The organism is Nonomuraea sp. NPDC054003, from assembly GCF_055585125.1.
Genome location: NZ_JBVJKR010000007.1, coordinates 234,809 through 248,610, shown reverse-complemented (window position 1 = coordinate 248,610; position 13,802 = coordinate 234,809). Strand labels below are relative to the sequence as shown.

At 69.4% G+C, this 13,802-nt stretch carries 16 protein-coding genes; 8 read left to right on the top strand and 8 right to left on the bottom strand.

All coding sequences use genetic code 11. The features are described 5' to 3' along the window. Positions 1 to 368: 368 nt before the first annotated feature. Both ACZ6YG_RS20440 and ACZ6YG_RS20435 read right to left on the bottom strand, forming a co-directional pair. Complete coding sequence (locus ACZ6YG_RS20440; RefSeq protein WP_466018887.1) at positions 369 to 899, bottom strand: hypothetical protein; 531 nt, start codon at positions 897 to 899, stop codon at positions 369 to 371. A gap of 42 nt (positions 900 to 941) precedes the next feature. Continuing rightward, positions 942 to 1,184: a hypothetical protein gene (locus tag ACZ6YG_RS20435; protein WP_466018886.1), complete on the bottom strand. Its 243-nt coding sequence runs from the start codon at positions 1,182 to 1,184 to the stop codon at positions 942 to 944. A 732-nt stretch (positions 1,185 to 1,916) separates the two neighbouring features. Here ACZ6YG_RS20435 and ACZ6YG_RS20430 point away from each other — a divergent pair. After that, the gene (locus ACZ6YG_RS20430; RefSeq protein WP_148030866.1) at positions 1,917 to 2,681 is read left to right on the top strand and encodes a VOC family protein; all 765 of its coding nucleotides are present in this window, start codon (positions 1,917 to 1,919) and stop codon (positions 2,679 to 2,681) included. A 169-nt stretch (positions 2,682 to 2,850) separates the two neighbouring features. Here the strand turns inward: ACZ6YG_RS20430 and ACZ6YG_RS20425 are convergent, their stop codons facing one another. Together ACZ6YG_RS20425 and ACZ6YG_RS20420 are read right to left on the bottom strand one after the other, a co-directional pair. Further along, positions 2,851 to 3,924 (bottom strand): sensor histidine kinase, encoded by a 1,074-nt coding sequence (locus tag ACZ6YG_RS20425; RefSeq protein ID WP_466018885.1) that lies wholly within the window; start codon positions 3,922 to 3,924, stop codon positions 2,851 to 2,853. After that, on the bottom strand, positions 3,917 to 4,591 hold the full coding sequence (locus ACZ6YG_RS20420) for a response regulator transcription factor (protein WP_271275056.1): 675 nt from the start codon (positions 4,589 to 4,591) through the stop codon (positions 3,917 to 3,919). Before ACZ6YG_RS20420 ends, ACZ6YG_RS20425 begins: the two co-directional genes overlap by 8 nt. A 180-nt stretch (positions 4,592 to 4,771) precedes the next feature. Between ACZ6YG_RS20420 and ACZ6YG_RS20415 the strand changes: the two genes are divergently transcribed. After that, positions 4,772 to 5,440: an ABC transporter ATP-binding protein gene (locus ACZ6YG_RS20415; RefSeq protein ID WP_466019001.1), complete on the top strand. Its 669-nt coding sequence runs from the start codon at positions 4,772 to 4,774 to the stop codon at positions 5,438 to 5,440. Beyond that, positions 5,440 to 7,845 (top strand): ABC transporter permease, encoded by a 2,406-nt coding sequence (locus tag ACZ6YG_RS20410; protein ID WP_466018884.1) that lies wholly within the window; start codon positions 5,440 to 5,442, stop codon positions 7,843 to 7,845. Before ACZ6YG_RS20415 ends, ACZ6YG_RS20410 begins: the two co-directional genes overlap by 1 nt. A 112-nt stretch (positions 7,846 to 7,957) precedes the next feature. Here the strand turns inward: ACZ6YG_RS20410 and ACZ6YG_RS20405 are convergent, their stop codons facing one another. Further along, entirely contained in the window at positions 7,958 to 8,389 is a 432-nt protein-coding gene (locus ACZ6YG_RS20405) for a MarR family winged helix-turn-helix transcriptional regulator (protein WP_271275054.1), read from the bottom strand. 182 nt (positions 8,390 to 8,571) lie between these two features. On the opposite strand from ACZ6YG_RS20405, the gene ACZ6YG_RS20400 reads away from it, so the two are divergent. Next, on the top strand, positions 8,572 to 9,558 hold the full coding sequence (locus tag ACZ6YG_RS20400; RefSeq protein ID WP_466018883.1) for an NAD-dependent epimerase/dehydratase family protein: 987 nt from the start codon (positions 8,572 to 8,574) through the stop codon (positions 9,556 to 9,558). Between the two features lie 102 nt (positions 9,559 to 9,660). Here the strand turns inward: ACZ6YG_RS20400 and ACZ6YG_RS20395 are convergent, their stop codons facing one another. Continuing rightward, positions 9,661 to 9,849 (bottom strand): hypothetical protein, encoded by a 189-nt coding sequence (locus ACZ6YG_RS20395; RefSeq protein ID WP_466018882.1) that lies wholly within the window; start codon positions 9,847 to 9,849, stop codon positions 9,661 to 9,663. Between the two features lie 262 nt (positions 9,850 to 10,111). Here ACZ6YG_RS20395 and ACZ6YG_RS20390 point away from each other — a divergent pair, with 262 nt between their 5' ends. From ACZ6YG_RS20390 to ACZ6YG_RS20375, 4 genes are read left to right on the top strand one after another with little or no spacing between them, the layout of a single operon-like run. Then, positions 10,112 to 10,546 (top strand): three-helix bundle dimerization domain-containing protein, encoded by a 435-nt coding sequence (locus ACZ6YG_RS20390; protein ID WP_466018881.1) that lies wholly within the window; start codon positions 10,112 to 10,114, stop codon positions 10,544 to 10,546. A gap of 48 nt (positions 10,547 to 10,594) precedes the next feature. Beyond that, a complete protein-coding gene (locus ACZ6YG_RS20385) occupies positions 10,595 to 10,936 on the top strand; it encodes an ArsR/SmtB family transcription factor (RefSeq protein ID WP_148030859.1) in 342 nt (113 codons plus the stop codon). Between the two features lie 30 nt (positions 10,937 to 10,966). Further along, positions 10,967 to 12,037 carry an ACR3 family arsenite efflux transporter gene (arsB, locus tag ACZ6YG_RS20380; protein WP_466018880.1) on the top strand — a complete coding sequence of 357 codons (1,071 nt, stop codon included), beginning with the start codon at positions 10,967 to 10,969 and terminating at the stop codon, positions 12,035 to 12,037. After that, on the top strand, positions 12,030 to 12,422 hold the full coding sequence (locus tag ACZ6YG_RS20375; RefSeq protein WP_466018879.1) for an arsenate reductase ArsC: 393 nt from the start codon (positions 12,030 to 12,032) through the stop codon (positions 12,420 to 12,422). Before arsB ends, ACZ6YG_RS20375 begins: the two co-directional genes overlap by 8 nt. Here the strand turns inward: ACZ6YG_RS20375 and ACZ6YG_RS20370 are convergent. Together ACZ6YG_RS20370 and ACZ6YG_RS20365 are read right to left on the bottom strand one after the other, a co-directional pair. Next, positions 12,412 to 13,455 carry an ArsO family NAD(P)H-dependent flavin-containing monooxygenase gene (locus ACZ6YG_RS20370; RefSeq protein WP_466018878.1) on the bottom strand — a complete coding sequence of 348 codons (1,044 nt, stop codon included), beginning with the start codon at positions 13,453 to 13,455 and terminating at the stop codon, positions 12,412 to 12,414. The two genes, ACZ6YG_RS20375 and ACZ6YG_RS20370, sit on opposite strands and share 11 nt — an antisense overlap. Beyond that, positions 13,452 to 13,802, bottom strand: coding sequence for a metalloregulator ArsR/SmtB family transcription factor (locus tag ACZ6YG_RS20365; RefSeq protein WP_397197325.1), 351 nt, complete (start codon positions 13,800 to 13,802; stop codon positions 13,452 to 13,454). Before ACZ6YG_RS20365 ends, ACZ6YG_RS20370 begins: the two co-directional genes overlap by 4 nt.

Genomic DNA, 13,802 nt, shown 5'->3' with positions numbered 1-13,802 from the left:
CTCATCCCGTCGATCTGACGACCAGAGGAAGTGTTTGTCATGCCGAACTTCCTGTCCAGGGGAAATCCGGGTGATACGGGGGCTGCCTGACGGGCCTGTCGCCCGGGACGTGCTTTCGCAGGTCACCATTCATCGAGGAAGGATCGATCCAAGAGTCACGTGGTGACCAGGGTGGGCGCAGGCGCGCCCACCGACGGCCGCTAGTTTTTCCCGAGCCCGTAAATCAGTTTCTGGGTATAGCGTTTCAGGGTCCGGGCAGAAGCCGCTTGCCACGACGCATACGTCTTCTCAGGGCTGTCCGACATTCTCCGGCCATCGGCGAAGTGACTTGGCCGAAAGTGGTGAGCGCGGCTGCCCAGGGCGGCCTGTCACGGGAGCGGGCGGTCGCTGAGCCGGCAGCCGTGTGGCCGCTCGGGGCGTTCGCCGGTCCAGCCGGCCTCAGGGGCCCATGCCTGATAGTTGATGAATGTCCCCTTGGCGAGCCCCGCCGAGCTCTCGACCGCGATCGCGGCGTTGGCCGTCAGGACGGTGCCGGTCCGCGGGTCGAGGATGGTGGAGTACCGCTCCGCAACCTCGTCGTCGGTGCCGAACTGCCGGACGAAACCTTCGCTCTTCATGAAGGTGACCTCGATTCCCGGTCGTCCCAGAGGGTCGGTGATCGAGCCGAGCACCTTGGTCGTCGGCAGTCCGGCGAGGAGACGCAGGGCGGCTGCCCTGACCGAGGGCTGGACCGGAAGCTCCAGAAGGGCGGAGGAGGTGGAGAGGAATTCTTCGAAGCTGTCCTTGGATGGGCCGTCCTGACGGGCCTTCCAGTAGGTTCGCAGTTTCTCCCGGAGTTGTTCGGCGTCTCCGGGCAGGCCGGGGTGCCGCCGGCCGAGGTCCAGGAGCTGTTCGGCCACACCGCCGGCCACCACCCAGCGTTACAGCCGTTGCCGGCTCGGCTACTGGCCGACCTTCGCGCACGTCGCCCAGGGCCGGATCCGGACCACCTCGTCGCTCACGTTACTCACACGCACGTGCCAGTACGTGTTGAAGGGACCGGTACCCATGTCCGGGATCCGGACCTCGGCATCACTGTAAAGCTCACGGGTCTCCTCAAGCAGCTGGTACCGGCCCCCGATGACGATCTTGCCCGGCGGGCACTGCGCGGTGGAGTTATCGGAACCGCCGGGGGCGATGGACACCGTCGACCCCATCACCGTCTCCACCTCCGACAGACCGGGAGCCCCGCGATCCCCCTGTGGTCCCTGGGCACCGATGTCTCCCTGCGGGCCCGCGGGGCCGACCGGGCCGGACCGGTTCCAGGTGATCTCCCGCTCACGGACCCCGCAGACGCCTCCGCTGGTGGGAAACGGCGTGGGACTTACCGTGGCGATCGACTGCGGCGCCGTCGACTGCGGCAGGGCCCCCGGGGGGATCCTGACCGTCCCGTCTTCCCGCACACAGGCAGTGATCACTCCTGTGTCCGTGTTCTGCGTTGACGCCACGGCCATCCCTGTCGCCCCGAGACAGAGTCCCGCCAGCACTCCGGCCGTCAAACCTACGCGAGCGCGCATGACATGTCCTCCCGTTATGGTTACGGGCCCATCATGATCAATTGATCTTGTGGGGGACTTGCACGCCACAAGGAGCGTCCTGAAGATCAGGTCGGCATTGCCGGCTCACCCTTTTGCTTCGAGCCGGCCGCACAAGGCCGGATACGTGCTCCCCAGAGAAATGAGAATGATCCTCGCCGCGCTCCCGACGTTGCTGCCCGCCGTGGGCGCCGGCCTGTTCACGTGATCGTTCGTACCTCTTCTCGGGAAAGCGTGTCACCCGTGTCTTCGCAGGTAGTCATGCCACGCTTGGAGCCACGAGTGGAGTTGCCTCCCGCTCCGCGAGGCTGTCCACCCGCACATGGCGATGAAGGAGCACCGATGCTCACCACCCGGTTCGTGCCCGGCTCACCGTGCTGGGTCGAGCTCGACAGCCCGCACCTGGAGACCGCCGAACGGTTCTACGGCGGCCTGTTCGGCTGGGAGTTCGAGGAGCAGGTGCCCGAATACGCCTTCTGCCAGCTCGGCGGCAGGAACGTCGCGGGAATCGGCGCGCTTATGGGAGAGGCGGTCACCACTGCCTGGACCCCCTACTTCCTGGTGTCGGACTGCGAGGCCACCAGCCAGACGGTCGAGCGGGCGGGCGGCACCGTCCTCATGCCGCCGGTGGACATGGCGTCCCAGGGACAGATGGCACGGTTCAGGGATCCGGCCGGCGCCGAGTTCGCGATCTGGCTGCCCGGCGACGTGCCGGGCGTGGACCTGGTCAACGAGCCTGGCTCGATGGCCTGGATCGAGCTCCGCGAGTCCGACACTTCGGCCGTCCGCGGCTTCTACAAGTCTGTCTTCGGCTGGCGGTTCGAGGACGCGCGGATGGGTGATGTGACCTATCAGCTGATCTCTCCGTTCGGCAGCGCTCCGGGCACCGGCTCGTCTGTGGCAGGTCTGGCGCCGCTCGCACCCGGCGACCGGCCCCACTGGCTGACCTACTTCGAAGTGCCCGACTGCGACGCGGCAGTGGCCCGGTGCCAGGAGCTCGGCGGCACGGTCCGCAGCCCGGCGGAGGAGGTGAAGGGCGTGGGCCGGATGGCATCCCTGTCCGATCCGCACGGTGCCCGTTTCGCCGTCATCACCAGCTCCGGCTGACGCACCGCGCCGGGCCGGCGGGTTGGGCGGAACCGCACTGCCGGCCTCGTCGCCTGGGGCGTGAGCCGTGCTCGAAGCACCGGGGACAGCCTCCCGCCCGAAGTCCGTACTCACGTCCGGTATCGACAGGCGACGCTGATCGACGGGCGATTGGTTCTGCAGTCGCAGCTCATCCATTGCACGCGGGTAGTTGAACGGCGATGCCGAGCCCGCCCGCGGGGCGCGCGACGATGGTGAGTGTTCCGTCGTGCGCGTGGGTGATGCTCTTGACGATGGCCAGGCCGAGTCCGACGCCCGCGTGGTCGTCGCGTACTCTTCCCGTGCCGCGCTGAAACGGTTCTGTGAGTGCCGGGACCACCTCCGGAGACAGCTTCTCGCCGGTGTTCTCGACGGTGAGCGCCTCGGGGCCGATGCCGGTTCTGATCCACACGGTTCCCTGTACGGGCAGGTTGTGCACGATCGCGTTGTGCACCAGGTTCGTCGCCAGTTGCAGCAGGAGCGCCTGCGACCCCTCAACCGGGGCGATCTCACCTGAGGTCTCGATGGTGACACCGCGTTTCTCCGCGAGCGGGAGCAGTGTCTCGACGGCTTCTTCCACGACCAGGGACAGGTCGACGCGTTCCCGTACGAAGGATCTCCGGTCGGCGCGGCTGAGCATGAGGAGCGCCTCGGTGAGGTCGATCGCCCGGGTGTTGACGGCGTGCAGGCGTTCGACGAGTTCGCCGGTGTCACGGTCGGGATCGCGGCGGGCCACGTCGAGAAGCGTCCGTGAGATCGCCAGCGGGGTGCGGAGTTCGTGTGAGGCGTTGGCCGCGAATCGCTGGTGCTCGGCGACGTGTGCTTCGAGCCGTACGAGCATGGCGTCGAAGGCGTCGGCGAGTTCGCGGAACTCGTCCGCGCGGCCGGGCAACCGGATCCGGTGGGAGAGCGATCCGTTCGCGGCCATGCGCGTGGCGTCGGTGATGCGGGTCAGGGGGGCGAGCATGCGTCCGGCGAGAATCCATCCTCCCAGCAGGCCGAACACCAGCAGAAACGCCATCACCGCGGCCGCCGCGGGGGCGAAGGCTCCCAGGAGGAGGATACGGTTGGGCGCCACGTAGAGAAGGGCGGGCCAGCCGTCGGGCACGTACCGCAGGAGGAACACCCACACGGCGGCGAGCAGCAACGCGCCCGCGAGCATGAGGAACCCGGCGTAGCTGAGGGTGAGCTTGAGCCGGACGCTCATCCCGCGCGCCCTATCCACCCTCGTCTCCCGCGTCGATGCGGTAGCCGACGCCGGGCACGGTGGCGATGAGCCACGGTTCGCCGAGCCGTTTGCGCAGCGCCGAGACCGTGATGCGGACGGCGTTGGTGAAGGGGTCGGCGTTCTCGTCCCACGCCCGCCGCAGGAGTTCCTCCGCGCTGACGACACCGCCTTCGGCGGCGACGAGGACTTCGAGCACGGCGAACTGTTTGCGGGTGAGCGCGACGTAGCGGCCGTCGCGGTGGACCTCGCGGCGGAACGGGTCCAGGCGCAGGCCGGCGATCTCGCGTACGGGCGGCCTGTTGTGCGCGCGCCTGCGGTCGAGTGCCCGGAGGCGGAGCACGAGCTCCTGGAAATCGAAGGGCTTGGTGAGGTAGTCGTCGGCCCCGAGCCCGAACCCGGAGGCCTTGTCGTCGAGCCGGTCGGCGGCGGTGAGCATGAGGATGGGCATGCCGCTGCCCGAGGCCACGATGCGCTTGGCGATCTCGTCGCCCGAGGGGCCGGGGATGTCGCGGTCGAGGACGGCGATGTCGTAGGCGTTGACGCTCAGCAGCTCCGTCGCGGTGTCACCGTCACCGGCGATGTCGGCGGCGATCGCCGCCAGGCGCAGCCCGTCGCGGATGACCTCTGCCAGGTAGGGCTCGTCCTCGACGATCAACACACGCATGCACTCGATGCTAGGAGCCCGGGCGTATCGCCGGCGTATCGGAAACCGCATACATGCTGACAACACCGCGCCGCCTTGACTACGGGCATGGCCCACAGCGAAGCGAGGACCCCAGCAGTGACCGGCTCACGGCATGACCCGGCCGCGCGGCTTCCCCGGACGGCCGCGAGCCCCGGCGCCGTGGCCGCCCGCGCGCGGAACCTGACCAAGACCTACGGCCGGGGCGCAACCCAGGTCCATGCACTGCGGGGCATCGACCTCGACCTCCCGCGAGGCGGGTTCACCGCGATCACGGGCCCGAGCGGATCGGGTAAATCCACGCTGATGCACTGCCTGGCCGGACTCGACCAGGCCAGCGGCGGCACCGTCACGGTGGCAGGCACCGACCTCGGATCGCTCGACGACGACGCGCTCACGATCTTCCGCCGCGAGCACGTCGGCTTCGTGTTCCAGTCGTTCAACCTGCTGCCGATGCTCACCGCGGGCGAGAACATCGTGCTCCCCCTCGAACTGGGCGACCGCCGGATCGACGACGCGGCGCGGGAACGCGTCCGCCTGCTCGCCGACATCCTCGGCGTGGCCGACAGGCTCGCGCACCGGCCCGCGGAGCTGTCCGGCGGCCAGCAGCAGCGGGTCGCGATCGCGCGCGCCCTGATCACACAGCCGGACCTGCTGTTCGCCGACGAGCCCACGGGAAACCTGGACAGCACCACGTCGGCGGAGGTGCTGGACCACCTGCGCCGCTCGGCACGCGAACTCGGCCAGACCGTCGTGATGGTCACCCACGAGCGGGACGCGGCGGCGTACGCCGACCACGTGGTCACCATGCAGGACGGGCGGATCGCCTGATGCGTGCCGTCTTCCTCGCGTCGCTGCGCACGTACAGCCGCAGGTACGTCGCGGCGGCGGTCGCGGTCACCGTCGCCGTCGCCTTCGTCGTCGTGGTCGGCATACTCACCTCCGGCGCGCGAAGCGGGCTCATGGACGGCCTGGGTGCGCCGTACCGCAATGCCGAGCACGTGGTCTCCCCCGAGGGGTGGCCGTCGTCCGAGCTGGACCCGGCGGCCGTGATCGCCTTCACCGAGCGGCACGGCGAGAACGCGTCCGCGATCGGCCGGGCGACGCTTCCGGCGCACGCCGGGAGCCGGCAGCTCTCGGACACGACGACCGTAGGGCCGATCGCCACCTCGCAGGTGTGGCGCTGGCAGGAGCTCAGCTCGGGCCGTTTCCCTGCACGTACGGGCGAGGCCGCGGTGGACGTGTATGCCGCCTTGGCCGAGGACCTCGCGGTCGGCGACCGGATCACGATCGGGGTGGGAGCCGCCGCGGCCGACGTCCAGGTGGTCGGGCTCGTGGAGTCGCCCTCTCCCCCGGCCCAGGCCTCGATGTACGTCACCTGGCCCCAGTTGCTGCTGTGGCGCGACCACCTCCATCTGGGCTCGGTGGCGGTGCGCGGCGAGGTGGGCCCGCTCCCTGAAGGCGCGAAGGCGCTGTCGCCGGAGGCGTTCACCGCTGAGCGGCTGACCCACGTGCAGAACAGGGTCGACAGCCTGTCGGTGATGTTGCTGTTGTTCGCCGGCATCGCGCTGTTCGTCTCGATCCTCGTCATCGCGAACACCTTCTCCATCCTGTTCGCGCGACGACTCCGCGACTTCGCGCTGCTGCGCTGCGTCGGCGCTACCCGGCGGCAGGTGGTGCGTTCCGTACGCCGCGAGGCGGCCGTCGTCGGCGTGCTCGCGCCGCTGACCGGGACACTGGTCGGCGTCGGTCTCGGCTACGGGCTGATCGCCCTGATCGACGCCCTCGCGTCCGCCGTGCCGATGGGCGCCGCCGAGCTGCCCGTGCCCTGGCTGCTGGGAGGGTTCGCCGTCGGCCTGGCGGTCACCATGGTCGCGTCCTGGTTGCCGACCCGGCGCGTGATCCGGGTGAGCCCGCTGGCGGCGCTGCGCCCGGACGCCGGAGTGGACGCGCGCACCCGCACCGGCCTGGCGCGGCCCGCGCTCCTGCTGGTCATCGGACTGGCCCTGCTGGGGGTGGCGATGGACAGGAGCAGCACGGCGCTCATGCTGGCAGGCGGAGGAACGGTGTTCGCCGGGGTGTTGCTCTCCGGTCCGGTGCTCGTCCCCCGCCTGGTCCGGATCGCGGGCGCGCCGCTCGGCCCCACCGTACGGCTCGCGGCCGAGAACGCCGCACACCATCCGCGCCGGACCGCCACCACCACCGCCTCCCTGCTGGTCGGCGTCACCTTGACGATCGCCGTACTCACCGGGATGGCCACATGGCGGACGTCCTTGAACGAGCAGATCGGCAGAGACCACCCCATAGACATCGCGCTCACCTCGCCCAAGGGTCCGCTCACCACTGACCTCCTCACCCGGATACGTCGCACTCCCGGTGTGGAGCAGGCGATTCCGGTGTATGGCGCCGTGGCCCAGGTGGCCGGGCTCCACGACCCGATCCCGGTCGTCACCGCGCCCGCCGCCGGGCAGGTGGCCCGCGACGGCGGAGTGTTCGCACGGGTCGAGCCAGGGAAGATCAGAATCGATTCCGACGCCTTCGGCAAGGGCCTGAATCTGCGGCCGGGTGACCGGGTCACGGTGCGCGCCGGCGACCGGCGGGCCCAGCTGCAGGTGGCCGTCGGCACCGGCTGGGGCCCGGCGGGCGTGGTCGCGCCCGAGACGCTGGCGACGCTCACCGACGCCCCCGAGCCGCGTGCCGTCTGGATCCGCGCCTCCACCGGCGCCGACCCGGCTCGGCTCGGCGCCGACCTGGACGAGCTGTCCGATCCCGTCGGCGCGACGGTCGAGAACGGTTTGCGCACCTGGGAGTCGCTGGACCAGCAGCTGCAGATCTACACCTGGTCAGCGCTCGGCCTGCTCGGCATCGCCATCGTGATCGCCCTGATCGGGATCGCGAACACCCTCGGGCTCTCCGTGCTCGAACGTGCCCGCGAACACGCGATGCTGCGCGCGCTCGGGCTCACCCGCGGGCAGCTCCGGCGGATGCTCGCGGCCGAGGCCGTCCTGCTGTCGCTGGTGGCCACCGTGCTCGGCACCGTGCTCGGCGTCGGTTTCGCCTGGGCCGCCTGCGAGACGATCGTGAAACCGGCCCTCCGCGACGCCACCATGCACGTCCCTTGGCTGTCGCTCGGCGTCGTCGTCCTCATCGCCGCCCTGGCCGGACTCCTCGCCGCCGTTCTCCCCGCACGCCGGGCCGCCCGGGTGAGTCCGGTCGCAGGACTGTCACTCGACTGAGGGTCTACGGATGACCGGAGGTTCAGGGAAGACGTGGACCACCTGCGACTTCGCGGTCGCAGATCATCGGCGGCGAGGCGCTCCGGCGATCCACGCGCCCGCAATGCCTTCTTCAGTCGCCGGCGGCCGGCGCCTCGTCGGCGCTGAGTGTCCGCAAGATGTCGACCAGTGTTGACAGTTGCTCGGGAGTGAGCGGCCTGAACAGCTCTTCCGCCGCCAGTTCATAGCCGGCCGTCCAGTCCTGAGCCAGGGCGGCCCCTTGCGCCGTCACTCGAAGGAGTACGGACCGGCGGTCGTCCGCGCTGGTCTGGCGTTCGAGCAGTCCGTCGCGGACGAGCGCGTCGACCAGGGTCGAGGCGGTCCCCTGCGCGATGCCGACCGCGAGAGCGAGCTCGGTGAGACGAACCGGCTGCGACCGCGCCACCTCCACCACCAGGCGGGATCTCGGTGTCGACACCCCGTGCTCGCCCAGACGCTCGTTGAAGTGACGCACCAGAACCTTCGCCGTACGGCTGAACTCGTCGGCGACCTGTGCTGCGGTCACGCCCTTGTCCTCGTGTGGCATCGCCCACCTCCCACTTGACGCCCCCATCGTACGGGAGGTTACATAGACGTAGATGCATTGATATCAAACTATTTGATGCCGATGCATCCGAGGTGGCCGGAGCCACATTCAGGACCCCAGGGCGCGCGATAAGTGCGCACTTAATCACAAGGAGTGAACACATGAAGATCTTCATCACCGGCGGCAGCGGTTTCGTCGGCGGAACTCTCCTCAACCGCCTCCTCGCTGAGGGACATGAGGTCATGGCACTGGCCAGATCGGGCTCGAGCATCCAGCGGGTACGTGCGGCCGGCGCCGAACCCGTGTCCGGCGATCTCGCCGAGCTCGGCCAGGCCGGCTCCCCGGCGCCGAACTGGCTCGCCAAGCTGCGCGAGGCCGACGCGGTCGTGCACGTCGCGGCGTACATGGAGTTCTGGGGGCCCGACTCGCTCTTCGAACAGGCCAATCACGTGCCGACGGCCGCCCTGCACGCCGCGAGCGTCGCGGCAGGGGTACGACGCTTCGTGCTCACCAGCGCCGCGTCCGTCTCCACGGGCGGCCAACGCCGTCCCGTCGTCGACGAGTCGACGCCGGAGGGCCGGCCGAACATCGCCTACAGCCGGGTCAAGCTGGCCACCGAGCGCGCGCTCCTGGAAGCCCGCAGCGGGAAGACCGAACTGGTGGTGCTCCGCCCGCCGTTCATCTGGGGCCGCGGAATGAAGACGATCAACGAGATGGTCGAGGTCGCCGAGGCCGGACGGTTCGCCTGGATCGACGACGGCAAGCACATCGTCGACTTCGTCCACGTCGAGAACCTGGCCAGTGCCGCGATCCTCGCGCTCACGCGGGGCCGCCACAAGGGGGTCTACTACGTGACGGACGGCACGCCGATGCCCATCCGAGACTTCCTGACCCCCTTGCTGGCGACCCGCGGCGTGGATCTGTCCAAGAGCCGCAGCGTCCCCCTGGCGATGGCGGCGCCCATGGCGGCGATGATGGACCGCACGGCACGCCTGCTTCGCCGGAAGACGGCGCCGCCGCTGACGAACTGGCTCGTCAGCTTCACCGGCCGTGACCGTTCCTACGACATCACCGCGGCCAGGAAGGAACTGGGCTACTCGCCTGGCGTGACGCTGGAGAAGGGCCTGGCGGAGATGAGCTTCTCGTGAGGTGACGATCACCTGGTCGCTCATCCGACGGATCACGCCGAGCTCAGCTGAGTGAGGTGCCGATGGCTTTACGCTGTAGATCACTGATCGCATGCGGCGCCCTCACGGAGAGCCCGTACTCGCGGGCCAGCCGCAGAACCTCGGTGCCCGGCAGGACATGTACGGCGATCCGTCGTCGCCGACCACGATGAGGCCGGGCAGATCCCGCTCGGCGAGCAGTCTCACCGCGTCACCGACGGATGCGTCCAGGTCGATCACGGGAAGGTCGATGATCAGGTCACGGGCGCGCACAGTGCATCCTCAAGCCTCGACAGCATGACGCGCCGACCAGACTTCCCGGCTCACCTGAGACGGCCCCATCCACACGTACGTAGGGCGCGACACCGGTGTGGGTGTGGTCGGCGCCGCGCACGACGCCCAAGATCTCCAGGGGAGATAGCTGCGACCTCACTCGGCGAGAAGCGCGAGCGCTTTACTGTTCATCTCGCGTTCGCCCATGCTACATCGACCTCGGTCAATATAGACGCTAGTCGATGTCATTCGGGAGTGAACGATGTCCAGCACGCACAAGCGAGGCGATCTCGCAGTCGACCAACGGCTTGCTCTCGCCACCGCCGCCCGTCGCCTGGCCGAGGCGTTCGCCGGCACGTTCGGCGCGGAGACCATCGAGCGGTTCCTTCACACCAGTTACGACCAGTTCGCCGGCAAAGCGGTCGTGCCCCACTACCTGCCCTTGCTCGCCGAGCGGTTCGCCCGCCAGCGCCTGCACGCCCTGGCCCGGGTCGAGGGACATCACGACGGTCGTCCGATCGACGCCTGCCCGGTCTATCCCGGCAAGCGCTACCTCAACTGGGAGCTCGACGACCCCGCGGGCAAGAGCGTCGAGGACATCAGGCCGATCCGCGACGAGATCGAGCACCGGGTCCGCCGGCTCCTCGCCGACCTCGAGATTCCAGCGAGCCGAACCCCAGGTATCGAGGCTCAATAGATGTCTGTCAATATAGACAGTGGTCCATGTCAGATGCGAGGAGACGCGATGGAACCACTCGAGGTGCTCCAGTGCAGCCCGCCCCTGGCGCGCGAACCGCTCGACGCCGAACAGGCCGCCGGCCTGGCGCGGGTGTTCAAAGCGCTGGGCGATCCCGTACGGCTGCGCATCCTGTCGATCGTGGCCAGTCACGAGGGCGGCGAGGTGTGCGTGTGCGACATCACCGACGCGTTCGAACTGTCCCAGCCGACGATCAGCCATCACCTGAAGGTGCTCAAGGACGTCGGCCTGCTCACCTCCGAGCGCCGCGCCTCCTGGGTCTACTACCGCCTGGTGCCCGAACGACTCGGCGAACTGTCGGCCCTGCTCGACACCCCCGCCGCCGTCTGAGGAAGGAAAGCGGCCTTGTCATCGACCGACGTGACAGCCAGAACCCCGGCGGTCATCGGCGGCCTGTCCACGCTCGACCGGTTCCTGCCACTGTGGATCGGCTTGGCGATGGGCGCCGGACTGTTGCTCGGACGGACGGTGCCCGGCCTCGACGCGGCCCTGGAAGCGGTCAAGATCGGTGAGATCTCGCTGCCCATCGCGCTCGGCCTGCTGCTCATGATGTATCCGGTGCTGGCCAAGGTCCGCTACGACCGGCTCGACACCGTCACCGCCGACCGCCGGATGCTGCCGGCCTCCCTGGTCCTCAACTGGGTCGCGGGCCCGGCTCTGATGTTCGCCCTGGCCTGGGCCCTCCTGCCCGACCTGCCGGAATATCGCACCGGGCTGATCATCGTCGGCCTGGCCCGATGCATCGCCATGGTCCTCATCTGGAACGACCTGGCCTGCGGCGACCGTGAAGCCGCCGCCGTCCTGGTCGCGCTCAACTCGATCTTCCAGGTGGTCGCGTTCGGCGCCCTCGGCTGGTTCTATCTCCAGATCCTGCCCGGGTGGCTGGGCCTGCCACAGGCGGCGCTGGACGTCTCGATGTGGGACATCGCCCAGTACGTGCTGATCTTCCTGGGCATCCCGCTGATCGCCGGCTATCTCTCCCGCAAGCTGGGCGAACGTACTCGGGGCCGGGAGTGGTACGAGTCCCGCTTCCTGCCCAGGATCGGCCCCGTCGCACTGTACGGTCTGCTGTTCACCATCGTGATCCTGTTCGCACTCCAGGGCGAGACGATCACCTCACGGCCCGGCGACGTGGCCCGTATCGCCCTTCCCCTGCTGGCGTACTTCTTCCTCATGTTCGGTGGCTCGTTCCTCGCCGGCCGCATGATCGGTCTCGGGTACGAGCGGACCACCACGCTCGCCTTCACCGCGGCGGGCAACAACTTCGAGTTGGCCATCGCGGTCGCGGTCGGCGTGTTCGGCGTCACCTCCGGGCAGGCGCTGGCCGGGGTGGTCGGGCCGCTGATCGAGGTGCCCGTGCTGGTCGCACTCGTCTACGTCAGCCTGTGGGGCCGCCGACTGTTCCGAGGCAAGGAGACCGTTCATGCCTAGCGTCCTGTTCGTGTGCGTGCACAACGCCGGCCGCTCCCAGATGGCCGCCGGGTGGCTGTCGCACCTGGCCGGCGACCGGATCGAGGTCCGCTCGGCCGGCTCGGCCCCGGCGGACCGGATCAACCCGATCGCCGTCGAGGCGATGCGGGAGGTCGGCGTCGACATCGCCGCCGCACAGCCGAAGGTCCTCACCACCGATGCCGTCGAGGCATCCGACGTGGTGGTCACCATGGGCTGCGGGGATGCCTGCCCGATCTTCCCTGGCAAGCGGTACGAGGACTGGAAGCTCGACGACCCTGCCGGTCAGGGCATCGAGGCCGTCCGGCCGATCCGTGACGACATCCGCGCCCGCGTGGAGAAGCTCATCACCGAGCTCACCGGCTGATCTGGGCGACCGTGTCTCTCGCGGTCCGGCCGGCGCCGATGAGGGTGGCCGAGGCGGGTCCGGTCCAGTCGCCGTAGCCGAGCAGGTGCAGCCGGGGCTCGCCGACGGCGCGGGTGCCCTCGGTGGGGATGAGCCCGTCGGGAGCGCGCAGGCGCAGCGGTGCCAGATGGCCGAGCGCGGGCCGGAACCCGGTGCACCACAGGATGACGTCGCAGGCCAGTTCGCTGCCGTCGGCCCAGGCGATGCCTCTGGGAGTGATGCGCGTGAACATCGGCTCGGCCTTGAGCACGCCCCGCTCGCGTGCCTCGCGCACGGGCGGCACTGCCACGATGTCGCCGAGGTCTCCGATACCCGGGACGGTCTCCCCTGCGAGGGCGGCGCGGTGGCGGCGAGTGGCCAGCTCGAACAGTGCACGGCCGTCGAGTTCGTCGGACAGCAGGCGCGGCGGCCGCCGGGTCACCCAGGTCGTCGTGGTGACCGTGGAGATGTCGGCGAGCAGTTGAGCCGCGGAGTTACCGCCACCGACGATCACCACATGACGGCCGCGGAAGGACTCCGGATCCCGGTAGTCGACGGTGTGGAGTTGCTCGCCTCCGAAGTGGCGCATGCCGGCGTAGTGCGGCACGTACGGACGCCACCAGGTTCCGGTCGCGCTGATCACCGTCTTGGCCTGCCAGACTCCCCGATCGGTCTCCACGACGAGGTGGCCATCGCCTCTCCTCACGGCGTTCGCGATGACCGGCCTGAGCACGGGCAGCTCGTACCGGCGTTCGTAGTCCGTGAGGTAGGCGACGGTGTCGGCCGCGCTCGGGTAGCCGCCATCGGGCGGGACGGGCATCATACGGCCCGGCAGCGAGCTGTACTGGGCGGGCGAGAACAGGCGTAGCGATGCCCAGGCGTGCTGCCACGCTCCGCCCGGCCGCTCCCCGGAGTCGAGGATGACGAAGTCGGCTCCGGCTCTGCGCAGGTAGTAGCCTGCCGCCAGCCCCGCCTGCCCGCCGCCGATGACCAGGACGTCGACCTGGCGGATCACGCGTTGGCCGCGGGCTCGGCCAACGGGCTGAACAGCTCGCCGAGCCTCGCGACCTGGGCGGGCACGATCCAGTAGTAGACCCAGGTGCCGCGCCGCTCGCCGTCGATGAGTCCAGCATTGCGCAGGGTCTTCAGGTGGTGCGAGATGGTGGGCGCGCTGAGGTCGAAGGCGCCGGTCAGGTCGCACACGCAGGCCTCGCCATCGGGATGCGAGCCGATCATTGACAGCAGGCGCAGTCGTACCGGGTCGGCCACGGCCTTGAGCAGCGCGGCCAGCTCGACAGCCTCGGACTCCTCCAGCGGCTGCTTGGCGATCGGGGCACAGCACGCGACGGGGCTGACGGTCAT